Source organism: Rubritalea squalenifaciens DSM 18772 (genome assembly GCF_900141815.1).
GTDB lineage: Bacteria > Verrucomicrobiota > Verrucomicrobiia > Verrucomicrobiales > Akkermansiaceae > Rubritalea > Rubritalea squalenifaciens.
Genome location: NZ_FQYR01000008.1, coordinates 11,428 through 25,882, shown reverse-complemented (window position 1 = coordinate 25,882; position 14,455 = coordinate 11,428). Strand labels below are relative to the sequence as shown.

Below are 14,455 nucleotides of genomic sequence, written 5' to 3'. Positions count from 1 at the left end.
GGCTATTTGGTGATGTCGATTTTGTCGTCTTTGTTGCTCTCGGGCAGTTTAAGGTCTTCGGGTTTGCCGAGGTTGAGCCCGCCTCCCAGCTGTAGATAGTGAAATTCGCCTGAGTTGGTGTTACGGAACGCAAGGAGACTGGATGTTGCTCTGGCGAGTTGTACTTCAAAGACCTGTTTCTTGCGTGTTTTAGGATTCACCGCCTCAAGCTTGAGGGTGTCGCCCTTCAGGTAACGGCGTCCATTGATGATCGCCATATTGTTGCCTGCCGCGTTGACCTTGTCTTTCAAATTTCCAATGAGGTCTTTGAGCTCAAGTTCGGGTGTTTTTTCAACGACAGGTGCCTTGGTCTCCTCCTTCTTGGGAGGTGGCGGCGGTTTGGCATTAGGATCTTGATTTTTGCCGAAAGGTCCGTAGGTGCGTTTGTTGATCGCTAACACACTCCTTCGCTTATCGATGAGCTTCTGAGGCTCATTCAAATTAAATCTGGCGGCATTCTGTGTGCTCTCTTCGCCATGCACGCTTGTGATCGCGATGAGTAGGATGAGGGTATTTATTCTTTTGACCATGCCAAGTAAGTGAGGTTGAGGTTGAGAAGTTTACCGCGGCTCGGTTTGACCTGAAAAGAGTATAGGAAAAGATTCGGAGTGGTTGCTTCTAAGGATAAGGTGGCGTTTTGGATTTCTTGGTAAGTGCCGGCGATAGAGAAGTCTATCCCTACAATATTTCTCTTAAGTGTCTGCTCCAGGCTTTTAGCGTTTTGAGAGCGGCTTTCAGAGGTGATCATCATGCTTTGTGTTGGGCTGTTGCTGGCTTCCTCGCGTAAATTCGAGCTGATTTTCTGGTAGACATCGCCACTAACCAATTCTTCCCATGTTTTGAATTGGTTGAGGTTGGAAGAGGTTTTGCTTTTCAGGTCTTGAGCTTGCTGCTGAACCATGAGTTCTTGCTCGTACGCCAGCTTGTTGTTCTCAAAATCTCCCATGAGGCTACCTTTGATGGCGGCAACGATGATGAGCAGGATGATGGTAATAACTAAAGGTATCACAATTCCAAAAAGGATGACTGGGGTGGAATATTGCTTATTCATAGCTAGCTGGTGATGGGTTAGTTGACGGTGATCATGAGAGGATCGTTGTCATTGAAGCTTTGAATGATGGTGATGTCGAATGAGACTGTGAAGGTGGAGCTGGATGACCTTGTATTCATAGAGTTGAAAGTGATGTCTACATTAGGCGCCCTTCTGTAGACATCAGGGTTAAAAGATTCGTCACCAGTTACTTTGTAGACCTCGCGGAACAGTTTGGTGATCCCGTTTTTTGTGTTGAGATCAAAGAGGTGTTTTTTAGAGGCATCTGTGGCTTCCCCTCTAATTCTCCAGGTTCTAGAGAAGGCGACCATGGGCTCGTTTTTCACGGGTGCGGAGATTTGGGTGGAATAGCTGTAATCGTTGATGACTACTTGGGGTTGCTCAGGGAACATCCTAGTAAGGAGTTCCATGTTGGACCATAATAATGATCTTTCCTGTAGCAGATTGTTCCAGGTGTTGTAGCTCGCTAAATCTTTCTGGTACTTCATCAGTTCCATTTGAGCGAGTCCGGGTTCGTAGCCCCAGGCTTCATGAGACTTGGCTCGGATGTAGCTGAAAGCTGAGTATCCTGCGAAGCCTAACACAAGAGTGGCTGCGCTAAGTTTGAGTAGCCGACCGAAGCGGATAATTTTCATCTCAAATTGGCCAGGAAATAGGCTGGTTTCCTCTGTGGGTGCTGGGAGGAAGTCTTGGATGGGCCACATCTCGCGAACCAGAGTGGAAAAGGTGTGGCTCTCCGCCAAAGGGGAGTTGCTGGCCGTCGGCGGGTTTGTGGTGGAGACCACTTCCAGGCGGACCTGGGAAAGCATGGCGGTGGCCGCCATATCTTGTACTCGCCATGGGCGTGTTACGCCGGGGATGGCAGAGGCTGATTGATCTTCTTGAGTAGGTGCAGATGATTCCGACTCTAGTTTGGTTTGCGCTGTTAGGTCGCTCCATTTCCAGGGGCGAGTCATGCCGAGTAGTTCTTTTTTGCCAGAAGCGCTGGGTGCGGTGGGGATGTGAAGTTGGGAGCTGGTTGGGCTGAGCGTGATTACTTCTGAATCCGGCATGATGCTGGATATAGACCCGCTAAGTCCCATCGGTGGCTGGCCGGCCATGGGGAGGATGAATACATGCGGATTGGAGAGTTCTAGAGAGGTTGCCGTGGTGTTGATCGCGCTGGCTGTATTGGGAGCAAAGGGGGCATTGCCGTGGTGTTGCAGTGTGCGAATCAGAATGAGGTCGCCGTGAACGTTGAAGAAGGCCAGAACGGTAAAGCGAGGGTAATGGAGGGCGGTAACAAAGCCGTTTTCAGGGGTGTGCTCTAGCAGCCAAGGGAGGGCGCTAATGGTGCAGAGAGGGGCGCTGACAGCTCGGGTGTTGATTGGAAAGTTGTTTTCTCTTCCGTATTCCCTGAGGTAGCTGAGAAGTTTGTCGTGTTTTCTGGAGAGTGAGATGGCGGTGGCGAATGCGTTGCCGCCTGAGGCTCCTGGATAAGGGAAGAGTCTCCAGGAGTGAGTTTCGTTAGAAATCGTCTGATCTTCAAGAATGGAAGATGGGTTCTCAATGATCAGCTTCCTCAATTCGTCAATTTCAGCGGGGTTCTGGTGTTCCGGGCCCAGCTCGGCGGTTGAGAATTCGTCGGCCACATAAAGGATGACCCCCATGGAGGGTTTGGATTGCTTTGACAAATGTTCGTTGTAGATGCCTTGAAGAATCTCATTCAGTAGCTCGGGGTTGGCTTGAGCTTCAGGGGAGATATTGGGACCCTTCGCCCAGGAGCTTTCGCTGGTATTACGGATATAGGAAATGGCACCTGAGTCGCTTCCGACAAAGATATGAAGCTGCAAATTGATGCCAAGTGAATCCTTGTACCAGTCTGGATTACTTGAGCGAGAGGTTTTGTGACTGAGTTCAATCGCTTGCTTGTATCTTTTGCGGGCAGAAAGTGTTTCAGGTGAGCTGAGGTGCATGGCAGCTTTAAAGTAAGATAAATGGAGAGTTGTTCAGGGCTTCTCTGAGGGGCTTAGCCTAGACTGAAGGTTGGGGGCGCGTTTAGTAAATGACTAAATAAGCGTTGGTGTAGGAGCTTTTGGAAACTGTCTGATTCTTACAGCTTATAGGGGGGGATGTTTTTTTCAAAAAACCCCCTCCTCAGACACTGTTGAGGTGGGGGTTGCGAAAGTCAATGAGCCAAACCTAATAATGGGTATAGCATTATTGCTATGGCTTATTCAACGTGTGTAGTGTCGGAGCATGAAGCGGCAGGTACGCCAGCAGTAACTGTAAGTGAGTAGGAGCCCGCGCCTTCAGATGGGCATACTGGTATAGATGCAGCCAATGGGCCAGTTCCTGTGGTAAGGTCATTCCAAGTAGGGTCCGTGCCGTTGATGTTGATGTATGCAGAAGCAGCTTTGAAGATTGCGTTCTGGTTGATCACGCAAGCAGATCTGTTGGCACTGTCTTTGTAGAACTTGGCACCGATGAAGAGTACGGAGATAAGAACGAGGATCACAGCGATAACCACAGTAAGCTCGATCAGTGTCACACCCTTACGGGACTTGATTTTGGATACGTTCATTTTCATTTTATTATTGGGTTGTGTTTATATTAGTTTTTATTTTTGGTTTTCGAGAATGTGAGGGTGTTAGTCGTCTGAGCGGCCAATTCTCGCGTTCTCAAAATCTTCTAGGGTGATGAGGCCCTGCTGGTGCAGGCGCATCAGGTTGTGATCCCACTGGATGTTTCCGGCGCGACGGATGGCGTCTTCTACGGAGCTGGCGCCATCGTCATAGGCTGCGATGGCTGAGCCAACGGAGTCATCATTATTATGGAGGAATTCGTAGTTAAGAATTCTGCCTTGCTGGCCATTGAGTAGGCCTTGGGAGTGGATGAAAATTAGTGTTTCACCAAGACGGTTAAGGACCGCCTTGTGTTTTTCTTTGGGGTACATCTCCAGGATACGACCAAGGGTTTTTACTGCGCCCGTGGTATGAAGAGTGGAGAGGACCAAGTGGCCAGTCTGGGCTGCCTCCATACAAGTATCCATGGCCTCGCGGTCACGAATCTCACCAAGTAGAATGATGTGGGGGGCTTTACGGAGTACATCTTTAAGACCTTGGCGGTAGGAGGCTACATCGCGTCCGACTTCCTGTTGAGTAACGATGCTGGGAGCCAGGGCGCGCATGCCGGCGATGTCTGGGTCCTCCATATCGTGCGGATACTGGTATTCTACTGGATCCTCAACAGTGACAATGTGTTTGGGGTAATTCTGGCGTACCCAATCAATAAGTGAGGCTAGGGTGGTAGATTTACCTGAACCAGTCGGTCCTGTCACCAGGCAGAGGCCGGCACGTCTCAGAACGCAATGCTTGAGAGTGGTGATAGTGTCAGGGAGAATGCCAAGCGTTTCCAGTGTCGGAATGTTATCGTTAAGAATACGGCAGGTGATGCCGAGACCTGGGGCGCTGAGGTGGGCTTGGATACGAAGTCGTCCAGATACCTCGCCGTTATCTCCATACTGGATACCATTGCAGGAGAAGTCATCTACCAGCTTCTCTTTGAATTGGTTGATGCTGTGACCAATGGGGTCAGCAGAGCGCTCAGATAGGTCATCAAAGCCGTGTGAGGCGTCTTCACGGTTTCTCAGTAGTTCTTTATACACTTTTAGTGTATTGTCGGGAGAGAGGGTACCGAGATCTGGGATGGCTTCCATGCCGTGGTGAGTCTCGATATACATTTCGCGGCCAGCTCTGAGCTGGATGTCTGAGACGCCACGTTGTTGGCAAACTCTGAAGATGGTCTGCAGCAGCTCCTTGCCTGTCATGCTCTCGCTAAACGGGAGTACTCCAGGTTGGGTTGGGAGCGGTGGGGGGGTAGGAATGTTGGCGGCTGCTTCCATGAGATAGGGTTAAGTCATCAATGATGCGGGGTTATCAATTTATCTTAATAAAAGATTAAGAGACGGGCAGCATATTGATGTGAAAGTTGTGATATGAAAAGTAAAAAGTTGAGTGAGGTTTTAAGTTTGTATCTGAATTACTCTTCTTGAAGTGCTAAAAGCATGAAATAAATCTTTTCTGCGATTTGGCGAGAAAAATCTTACAAAATATTCATAAAGCTGTCATCCAAGGGTCGGGTTGCTTGATTTTGCTTGATTCGCAGGGGAATCTCATTTTGGTAGTGATTCAATGTCTAGAGACGTAGGAATCGAATTAAGTGAAGATTTGGCCATAGGGTATGATCGTGTACTCGCTCGTGTGGCTAGCTCTATCAGTTTGGGGGAGGGTACTCACTATCTATTAGCGCGAAATGGTAGAGGTAAAACTACGCTGTTAAGGAGTTTGGCAGGGGTGCTTAAATTGAAGTCTGGAGTCACTGGTGTTAGAGGAGTTGCTCAGTTTGTTGCAGAAGATATCTATTACGACAAGCATCTAACGCCAAAGTCTATTCTTTCATGTGTGCTGCCCAAGGAGAACGTGAAATCTTGCTTGGAGTTTGCGGACAAGGTTGAGTTGGATGTATCCAAAACTTTTCGCGAACTATCTACGGGAAATAAACGTAAGGTGAGTTGGTTGATGGCGGAATTTAGTTGTCTGCCGGGTGAAGGGGATGTTCTATTGTTAGATGAGCCCTTCACGGGGATTGATTCTCACGTTAGAGAGTTGTTTATGGAGTATTGGGCTGAAAATGAAGTGGGTGTTTGCCGGTTGGTGAGTTGTCATCCGGATTTCAACTCGATGAAGATTGAGAGTGCCCTGTTGATATCAGAAGGGGAGATTTGTGCGACCTCGAAAGATGAGGAGTACACTTGGGGAGAGTTGAAGAATTCATTGGTTTAGAGATGAAAAAGTTGATTAAATTATCACTGTCTAGTGTGGTGCATCAAAAGCTGGGGATTCTGGTTGTTCTGCTTGCGATGTTTCTGCCTTTTGTCTTTGCGGAAATGACCAATTATGGTGTGGATGCAGAGGTGTTGAAATTGGCGCGTACCCAGGTGGCTTGGCAGTTTGCGTGGATGGCGTGCCTTTTTTGGTTAACGTATCAAGCCGCAGATTTGGCTGGAAGAAATGCTGATTCAGGTATGGGCTGCTATTTTTATAGTAGGGGAGTGGGGAAGGATGGTCAGCTGACAGCCATTTGGGCCAGTGTCATGATATTTGGCGTCGCCCTTTGTGTGATTCCGGCTCTCATCTCTGTATTGTTTGCGGCACCTGTGCATCCTGATGATTATAAGCATTGGGTAGTGCTTAGTGTACAGCATGTGGCTCTGATGTTGATCGTTGTCAGCTGCTGGGTCATGCTTGCTGTGGCCTTGGCTAGCCGTTTTGGGGTTGTGATCGGGTATCTTGGCGTCTTGGCGATTGGCTTGACTGGTTGGTACGGCGTGGTGCTACTTGGGAAAGTGGCGGCGGCTGAAGAGTCCATGTTCTTGGACTTGGTCTATGTTTCTCTCCACCATTCATACTTGGCGGATCTGACGCACCGTTTTGTGCATAAGCAGGGGGCGATGACGAACCTTGAGTTCATGTCCGTTTTGGAATATCTTGCCGCGTGGGCACTGGTTTTTGCGGGCGTGAGCCGCTTTGTGTTTAACTACAAGCAGCGTTAGTCAGGATGAAAAAGAATGATATCATATGGCTTCTGGTGATCTTATGTGGCTGCGTCGGTGTAGTTATTTCTGGTCGTGCCGTGGAGCAGGATTACAAGCGGGACCTCAATGTGCTCGAGTTAAATGGTAGTCCTTATGGTGAGTTGATTGGTATTTCTGTGCAAGACGCCGTTCATCTTCTGATTCATGCTGGTCAAGGTCACGAGCATCTCAAAGAGGGTGAGTCATGTGAAGTGTGCGGCGAGACGCATGGAGTGGTTAGGGGGCAAGGTTGGAGTCTTTCTGATTGTAAATGGAAGCTTCAAAATCTTGAGAAAGATGTTCGTGCAAATAACTCACCGACTCCGCATGTGGGGGCGGCTTATGCCTTTGAGATGAAGAGGGCTGGAGAGCTGGTGGAGATGGCTTATGAGTTGGATCCCACGAATTATGCAAATTTTAATGCATTGAGTTACTTTTATGCCTCCTCTCTTCTCAAGTATGAGGGTGCTGAGAGTGGATTCGAAGCTGTGCTAGCTCTGTCACAGCGAACCTTGGAAGAATGTGACAAAAAGCCTTTGGATGTTAATGACGCTCTAACCGCAGCATCCGCCACAGAGTCTATACTCATTTATAAGACGAGCTTATCAGGTGGAATGGAAGGAGTAGAGGCTTATCTTCCTTATTATCAAGAGCATGTTAGTCGGGTGCAGCGCTGTCACTGGGTAATTGAACAGAGTAAGCTAAACGGGGCGTTTGATGGCTTGTCAGAATCCAGGAAGGCTGAGCTTGTGGAAAGAGTGCAGCAATTTAATTATCTCCTTAATCAGTACGCGCTTAAGGTCAGGGCTTACAAGCAGGAGTTGCGCGGGAAAAAATCTCTGCCAGAATAGAGATTCAAGCCCTTCAGGTCTCTTTCTGTGCTAGCAGGTAACAATAAAAATGCGCCAGTGAATATTCAGCTGGCGCATGGCTTAATGTTAAGAAGATTGTGCTAACTTAGTAGCTGAAAATCTCGCCTTCGTTGAAGAAGCGCTTGAGTTCAGCAGCAGCAGTTTCTGGGCCGTCGGAGGCGTGGCAGACGTTGGTCATCATGTCTTCGCCGAGGTCGCCGCGGATAGTGCCGGCAGGAGCTTCCTTGGAGTTGGTTGGGCCGAGGAGGTCGCGAACGCGGCCGATGGCGTTTTCACCTTCGAGAGCGAGTGCGATCACTGGAGTCTTCTGCATGAAGGCAACGATCTCTGGGAAGAACGGCTTGTCTGCTACGTGAGCGTAATGCTCAGCGAGGAGTTCGTCGCTGAGGGTCATCATTTTGATGCCACGGATGGTGAGGCCTTCTTTTTGGAAGCGATCAAGGACGGAGCCGGAGAGGTTCTTTTGAACGCAGTCAGGCTTGAAAAGTATAAGTGTGGTTTCTGTTGCCATGCGGTGGGCATTACCGAAGATGACGCTCAGTGACAAGTGTGAATGCAAAGCAAAATCGTCAGGATGAGCGGGGAATGCCTGTGTCAGGAGAGAAATCCCTTGCATTTTGCTCTGGTTGTGATTCTCTTCCGCGTCCCGAAGCAGGGAGGTCTGGCCATGAAGGCTGGTCCTGAACACATACATTCAAAATGAGCAAAAAAGAAATCAATCCAGCAGACTACCAGCTTCACGAAGGTGATACCGGTAGTGCCGACTATCAAGTTGCCCTTCTTACCCAGCGCATCGTTGATCTTACCGATCACCTTGGCACTCACAAGAAGGACGTTTCCAGCCGCCGCGGTCTCCTTCGTCTCGTAGCACGCCGCCGTAAGCTGCTTGATTACCTCAAAGCTAACAACGAAGAGCGTTACCAGAAGGTTATTAAAGGCCTTGGTCTTCGCCGCTAAGTTAAGTTTTAAAGGATTGGCCACGGGATTCCGTGGCTTTTCCACTTTTAGGGGGATGCATGATCCACTGTCATTGACTGCATTTCCTGACTGACAAGTTACCACCAGAGACGCGGATGTATGCTTCTCTGGTGTTGTCGGTTAAAAGAAGAAAATCCGCGACAGCCTGCCCCTTCATGGATGAATGGGTGGATGAAGACCGCGGAGGCAGACGAAAGAACGAAAAGAAATAAGATGAATATACAAAAAGTAACGAGCCAGGTCGGCTCGAATACCATTACCTTCGAAACAGGTAAGATGGCAAAACTGGCAGACGGTGCCGTGACCGTGCAATGCGGTGAAACCGTTATCCTGGTGACAGCAGTGTCCCAGACCAAGATTAGAGAGGGGCAGACTTGGTTCCCTCTTTCCGTTGAATACAAAGAAAAGGCTGCAGCCGCAGGTGTTTTCCCTGGTGGCTACTTCAAGCGTGAAGGTCGTCCTACCGAGAAGGAGATCCTCACTTGCCGCATGACTGACCGTCCTCTGCGTCCACTTTTCCCTAAGGGATACCTCTACGACACCCAGATCATCGCTCTCCTTCTGAGTGCTGACGGTGTGAACGATGCTGATATCCTCAGCATGAACGGTGCTTCTGCAGCACTGGCTATTTCCGACATCCCATTCGCAGGCCCTATCGGTGCCGTGCGCGTTGGCCGTATCGACGGTCAGTTCGTGGTGAACCCGACGTTTGAAGAGCGTGAAGAGAGCGATCTCGACCTCGTCTACGTGGGTAATAAGACCGACGTGATCATGATTGAAGGTGCTGCTGATGAGATTCCAGAAGAGGAGTTCATCAAGGCGCTTCACTTCGCCCAGGAGAACGTGCAGAAGCTCATCGCTGCTCAGGAAGAGCTCGTGAAGCTCGCAGGTAAGCCAACTCGTGAATTCGAAGTTTGCAACGCCAAGCAGGACCTTCTCGACATCGCCTACGAAATCGCAGGTGACCGTATCGAAGATGCTATCTATGCCGCTTCCAAGGTTGAGCGCGGTAAGAAGGTAGGCGCACTTCGTGACGAAGTAGAAGCTGCTATCAAGGAGCGTAACCCAGAAGTAACAGACTTCGAAATCGAGCAGGCATTCGAATTCCTTCAGAAGAAGGCGTTCCGTATCTCCATTCTCGATCAAGGTAAGCGTGCTGACGGCCGTACACCTGGCGATCTCCGCCCACTCTTCGCTGAAGAAGGTCTTCTTCCACGCGTTCACGGTTCCGCTTTGTTCGCCCGTGGTGAGACTCAGGCCCTCGCGGTAACGACTCTCGCTCCAGCAGAAGAGCGTCAGTACTTCGATAACTATGCCGGTGGTGAAGACAGCAAGCACTTCATCCTTCATTACCACTTCCCACCATTCTCAGTGGGTGAGTGCGGTCGCATGGGTGGCCTGAACCGTCGTGAGATCGGTCACGGTGCACTCGCTGAGCGCTCCATCGAGCCAGTGATCCCATCCGAGTCTGAGTTCCCATACGCCATTCGTACCACTTCCGAGGTTCTCGAGTCCAATGGCTCCTCTTCCATGGCGACAGTTTGTGCGGGTACCATGTCTCTCATGGGGGCAGGTGTTCCACTGAAGCGCCCAGTTTCCGGTATCTCCGTAGGTCTGGTAACAGATTTCGATGACGATGGTAACCTCAAGCGCTACAACACGCTTCTGGACATCATCGGTTCCGAAGACTTCTACGGTGACATGGACTTCAAACTCTGTGGTACTCCAGAGGGTGTGACTGGTTACCAGCTCGACCTCAAGCTTCCAGGCCTTCCTCTCTCCATCCTTGAAGAGGCTATTCATCAGGCACGCGATGGTCGTGGTCTAGTTCTCGATAAGATGCTTTCTGTCATCAGCGAGACCCAGTCTATCTCTGAGCACGCTCCTCGTATCGAGACCGTCAAAATCGATCCAGATAAGATCGGTATGCTCATCGGCCCTGGTGGTAAGAACATCAAAGGTATCCAGGCTGAGTCTGGTGCTGAACTGAACATCGATGACGACGGTACTGTAAATATCTATGCTTCCAAGGCTGAGAGCCTCAACCGCGCGAAGGAGATGATCGAAATGATGTTTGCTGAAGTGGAAGTCGGTAAGACTTACACAGGCAAGATCGTTTCCTGCACCAAGTTCGGCGCCTTCATGGAAGTGCTTCCTGGTAAGGATGGACTCATCCACATCTCTGAGCTTGCTGAAGGCCGCGTAGAGAAGACTGAAGACGTTGTCAGCGTTGGCGACGAAGTCACCGCCAAGTGCATCGGTATCGATGACAAAGGCCGCGTGAAGATGTCTCTCCGTGCTGCTTCTCGTGAAGCCAAGCAGGAAGAGCCAGCAGAAGCTTAAGCTTAGCTAGCTCGTATCTGATCAAAAAATAACGCCTCTCTGCTTCGTGCGGGGAGGCGTTTTCATTTTAGGGGTGGGGATGAGCCAGAGATGAAATATCTGGTCCGGTTTATATTCTGGACTATTGTGCGGTTTTCTCGGTGCCTGGAGTTTCTGCCTTGGTATTGATGCTCGTCACATAGATGAGACCACCAGTTCCAAGGAAGCAAACTAGCACGAGAAGGATGATGACAATGAAGAGACAGGACTTCATAGGGCGAAGGTTAGGTCACGAGGGCGGCTGCCGTCCAGCGCGTTTGTTCGGATTTATGAATAAGTTGCAAATATGACTGCTAGGGGATCCAAAAAAAGAGTGATTTTTTAGCAAAAAATACTTGTGCGGAGCAGCCTGTCGTGTAGAAAGCGCTCCGCCGCAGCGCAACAAGCGGGTGTAGCTCAGTGGTAGAGCGCGACCTTGCCAAGGTCGATGTCGTGAGTTCGAATCTCATCACCCGCTCCACTCCCTGCAAAGGGAAGCGCCAAGGCAAAAAACATAATCAGGAACGCGGGTGTAGCTCAGTGGTAGAGCGCGACCTTGCCAAGGTCGATGTCGTGAGTTCGAATCTCATCACCCGCTCCATTAAATTTTCAAGGCTTAGGATCATTCCTAAGCCTGTTTTTTTGGGTCTACACCAATCTTTGATGAAGAGCCCCTTTTTTTGTCTATGCGTGGCGCGGTGTGCTCTGCGGACACAGTTAGATCGTCACACTTTTGAGGCAGGTGTTCTGAGTAGGTAGCAGGAAATAGCGGCATCTTGTATCGCCCTTCAATCTGCTTCACTGAGATATGAAGAACTCCATATATACTTTCATTGTTACCTTGCTATGCGCGGTCATGCCAGCTGTAGCTGATACGCTTATTAGTTCGAATTTTGATGCGAATACCGGAGCCGCCGTTCTCACGGGGGATCTGGATAACTCGACAGGTAGCGCATCAGTAAACATCACGGATTGGGTGAAGGATCCGAGGATCTCCAGTGTTTCTGGACTGACTGCGATCAGTCCAGGTGGTGGCTTTGCCGTAGCCCGCAGTGGCTCCAATGTAGCTGATGAGGATATGGTGGTGATCAATCATAACCTGAATATTTCACCAGCAGCATCCAAGCGGGGATTCAGCGTCAATTTCACCGTGGATTCTGGCAGCTATTGGGATCTGACGAGTCTCGTGGTGAAGGCTGGCCACACCAGTAGTTCAGGCGCAGCACAGGTGTATGCATCAGACCTAAGATATACGCTCAGTGGAGGCTCTCTGAGTTCTCCTGTTACAGGTTCAGTCACGGAATCCTATGGAGACAGGACCCTTCACTCCATTAGCTTTGATCTTACTGGCACAACGATCGAGGCCGGGGAATACACACTGGAGATTACGATGAACAATCTTTCCAGCGGAGGCGCCTATGCGAGTTTTGACGGGATCACCCTGACCGGGCAGAATGATCTGCCATCGCTGCCAGTGATCCATTCCTTCACTGCGGACAAGAGTTACGCTACCGCAGGTTCCACGATCAATCTGCTCTGGGAGACAAGTGATGCCACCAGTCTGTCCATCACTCCGGGGCCGGGAGATGTGACCTCTGTTACCAGCAATGGTGACGGTTCAACCAGTGTTGTCATCTCTGAAACGACTACCTTCACGCTCAGTGCTACAAACGATCTAGGAACTGTGCAGCAAACTCTGGAGATTCTCAGCGGACCAGCTCGCCCGAATATCGTGCTGTTTGTGGTCGATGACTTTGGCCCGCATGACACCTCTGTGCCGTTTAACCTAGATTCCGGGGGGAATCCGGTTGCATACAATTTTAACGAGTTCTACCAGACCCCCAATATGGAAGTACTAGCTTCCCAGGGTATGAGGTTCACCTCTGCCTATGCGCAGACCGTCTGCAGCCCGACGCGCTGTGGTATCATGACTGGGCGTAACAGCGCCCGCCACGGAGTGAGTGATTGGGTTGGGGGAGGAGGTAGTGGATCTCCGGCGAACTGGCGAACCGGTGGTATTGGAGCCTCAGATGTGACTTTGCCGGAGTTGCTCGGTGGTGCTGGCTACCGTACCATCCATGTGGGCAAGGGGCACTTTGCTCAGACATCGGTGGATATTCAGCAAGATATTGGTTTTGACGTAAACATCGCCGGTGGCCGCTGGGGGCACCCACCGTCAAACTACATCGGTACCGCTGGCTATGGCGGACTTCCCGGTCTTGAGGGCTACGATGGATCTTTTTACCTCACACGTGCACTTTCTATGGAGGCGAACAAGGCTGTGGAGAACGCCGTCAATGAAGGTCGTCCCTTCTTTTTACACATGAGTTTTTATGCCGTACACGCACCGTTTACGACCAATCCGGATGCATCTGGTGACTACAGTTCAGCTGTTAATGGCACACACGCGAGTTTTGCCACCCAGGTCGAGGGGATGGACATTGCTGTGGGAGCTATCAGGCAAAAGCTGATCGATCTGGGAGTAGCGGAAGACACTTTCATTATTCTGGTAGGAGACAATGGAAGTGATTCTCCCGCGACCACAGTCAATGGGCTGCCAAGCGGTTCATTCTCGGACTGGCCGATGCGTGGTAAGAAGGGATCCAAGTGGGAGGGCGGGAGCCGTATTCCGATGATCGTAACTTGGGCGCGACCTGATAGTTCCAATACCTTTCAGCAGGCTTTGCCTATACCTGCAAATAGTGTTGAGACGGACATCGTTACCACTTGGGATATTCCCACGACTCTACTTGGTGTCGCCGGGGTAGATACGAGCCTGGAGTTTGGCGAGGACGGTCATGATCTGAGTTCCTATTTGAGTGGTGCAGCAGGGTCTCATCGGCCACAGGAGATTGTCGTGCACTACCCTCACAAACACCGCAGTGATTATTTCTCCTGGATTCGTCAGGGAGACATGAAGCTCATCTACAACTATCAGACGAACAGCCACGAGCTATACAACTTGGCCAATGACCCAAGCGAAACGACTGACTTGGCGAGCAGCGAGCCGGAAACCACCATGAAACTGGCGCGTGCTTTGGCTCAAAAGTTGGACGCAACCTGGGGGAGTGCTGGGGCGCTGAAGCCGACAATCAGTACCAGTGCTCCGAATGGAAATGTGATCTCAATCCCAAACGACCCGTCTGTGGATGTGGATGAAGATGGTCTGGCTGATACGAATGAGGATCCAGATTTAGATGGTCTGATAGATGCTGGGGAGACGAATCCTGACAATGAGAATACGGATGGAGATAGCACCAATGATGGGGATGAGTTGAGGACGGGAACTGACCCGCTGAGTGGAGCTAGCGACTTTTTAGGCACCCTCTCCGGGGATTCTCTACAGGGCTGGTCCGTCACTTGGCCATCCAAGCCGGGTGCTACTTATGCGATCTACAGTAGTGACTCACTCACTACCTGGCCGGAGACGCCCATCGCGACTGTCCCGGCAGCTGCGGCAGGTTCCTCGACCAGCTATATCCTGCCTCAATCCAGAGATCCGCAAAGATTCTACAGGGTGGTACTGAGTCCTTGATGGCC

Annotated in this window: 13 protein-coding genes and 2 tRNA genes; 8 read left to right on the top strand and 7 right to left on the bottom strand. The window is 50.4% G+C overall.

Annotated elements, in window-relative coordinates:
* Window positions 1-2: 2 nt before the first annotated feature.
* The 5 genes from BUB27_RS17400 to BUB27_RS17380 form a co-directional block, all read right to left on the bottom strand.
* Window positions 3-569 carry a hypothetical protein gene (locus BUB27_RS17400; RefSeq protein WP_143185166.1) on the bottom strand — a complete coding sequence of 189 codons (567 nt, stop codon included), beginning with the start codon at window positions 567-569 and terminating at the stop codon, window positions 3-5.
* Entirely contained in the window at window positions 554-1,090 is a 537-nt protein-coding gene (locus tag BUB27_RS17395) for a hypothetical protein (RefSeq protein ID WP_143185165.1), read from the bottom strand. Before BUB27_RS17395 ends, BUB27_RS17400 begins: the two co-directional genes overlap by 16 nt.
* A 17-nt stretch (window positions 1,091-1,107) precedes the next feature.
* On the bottom strand, window positions 1,108-3,045 hold the full coding sequence (locus tag BUB27_RS17390) for a hypothetical protein (RefSeq protein ID WP_143185164.1): 1,938 nt from the start codon (window positions 3,043-3,045) through the stop codon (window positions 1,108-1,110).
* A gap of 257 nt (window positions 3,046-3,302) precedes the next feature.
* A complete protein-coding gene (locus BUB27_RS17385) occupies window positions 3,303-3,653 on the bottom strand; it encodes a type II secretion system protein (RefSeq protein WP_159435055.1) in 351 nt (116 codons plus the stop codon).
* Between the two features lie 66 nt (window positions 3,654-3,719).
* Complete coding sequence (locus BUB27_RS17380; RefSeq protein WP_159435054.1) at window positions 3,720-4,898, bottom strand: type IV pilus twitching motility protein PilT; 1,179 nt, start codon at window positions 4,896-4,898, stop codon at window positions 3,720-3,722.
* 364 nt (window positions 4,899-5,262) lie between these two features.
* Here BUB27_RS17380 and BUB27_RS17375 point away from each other — a divergent pair, with 364 nt between their 5' ends.
* From BUB27_RS17375 to BUB27_RS17365, 3 genes are read left to right on the top strand one after another with little or no spacing between them, the layout of a single operon-like run.
* On the top strand, window positions 5,263-5,913 hold the full coding sequence (locus tag BUB27_RS17375) for an ATP-binding cassette domain-containing protein (RefSeq protein ID WP_143185161.1): 651 nt from the start codon (window positions 5,263-5,265) through the stop codon (window positions 5,911-5,913).
* Window positions 5,914-5,915: 2 nt separating this feature from the next.
* Window positions 5,916-6,683 carry a hypothetical protein gene (locus BUB27_RS17370; RefSeq protein WP_143185160.1) on the top strand — a complete coding sequence of 256 codons (768 nt, stop codon included), beginning with the start codon at window positions 5,916-5,918 and terminating at the stop codon, window positions 6,681-6,683.
* Between the two features lie 5 nt (window positions 6,684-6,688).
* Window positions 6,689-7,555, top strand: a complete 867-nt coding sequence (locus BUB27_RS17365) for a hypothetical protein (RefSeq protein WP_143185159.1) — start codon at window positions 6,689-6,691, stop codon at window positions 7,553-7,555.
* Window positions 7,556-7,661: 106 nt separating this feature from the next.
* Here the strand turns inward: BUB27_RS17365 and ndk are convergent, their stop codons facing one another.
* Complete coding sequence (gene ndk, locus BUB27_RS17360; RefSeq protein WP_234991783.1) at window positions 7,662-8,192, bottom strand: nucleoside-diphosphate kinase; 531 nt, start codon at window positions 8,190-8,192, stop codon at window positions 7,662-7,664.
* A gap of 83 nt (window positions 8,193-8,275) precedes the next feature.
* Between ndk and rpsO the strand changes: the two genes are divergently transcribed.
* Both rpsO and BUB27_RS17350 read left to right on the top strand, forming a co-directional pair.
* The gene (rpsO, locus tag BUB27_RS17355; RefSeq protein WP_143185157.1) at window positions 8,276-8,533 is read left to right on the top strand and encodes a 30S ribosomal protein S15; all 258 of its coding nucleotides are present in this window, start codon (window positions 8,276-8,278) and stop codon (window positions 8,531-8,533) included.
* Window positions 8,534-8,767: 234 nt separating this feature from the next.
* On the top strand, window positions 8,768-10,897 hold the full coding sequence (locus BUB27_RS17350) for a polyribonucleotide nucleotidyltransferase (RefSeq protein WP_143185156.1): 2,130 nt from the start codon (window positions 8,768-8,770) through the stop codon (window positions 10,895-10,897).
* Between the two features lie 121 nt (window positions 10,898-11,018).
* Here the strand turns inward: BUB27_RS17350 and BUB27_RS19200 are convergent, their stop codons facing one another.
* A complete protein-coding gene (locus tag BUB27_RS19200; RefSeq protein WP_268793988.1) occupies window positions 11,019-11,150 on the bottom strand; it encodes a hypothetical protein in 132 nt (43 codons plus the stop codon).
* Window positions 11,151-11,321: 171 nt separating this feature from the next.
* On the opposite strand from BUB27_RS19200, the gene BUB27_RS17345 reads away from it, so the two are divergent.
* The 3 genes from BUB27_RS17345 (at window position 11,322) to BUB27_RS17335 (ending at window position 14,450) form a co-directional block, all read left to right on the top strand.
* Window positions 11,322-11,396 (top strand) — tRNA-Gly (locus tag BUB27_RS17345).
* 45 nt (window positions 11,397-11,441) lie between these two features.
* A tRNA-Gly gene (locus tag BUB27_RS17340) sits at window positions 11,442-11,516 on the top strand.
* A 207-nt stretch (window positions 11,517-11,723) separates the two neighbouring features.
* A complete protein-coding gene (locus BUB27_RS17335; protein ID WP_143185155.1) occupies window positions 11,724-14,450 on the top strand; it encodes a sulfatase-like hydrolase/transferase in 2,727 nt (908 codons plus the stop codon).
* Window positions 14,451-14,455 lie beyond the last annotated feature (5 nt).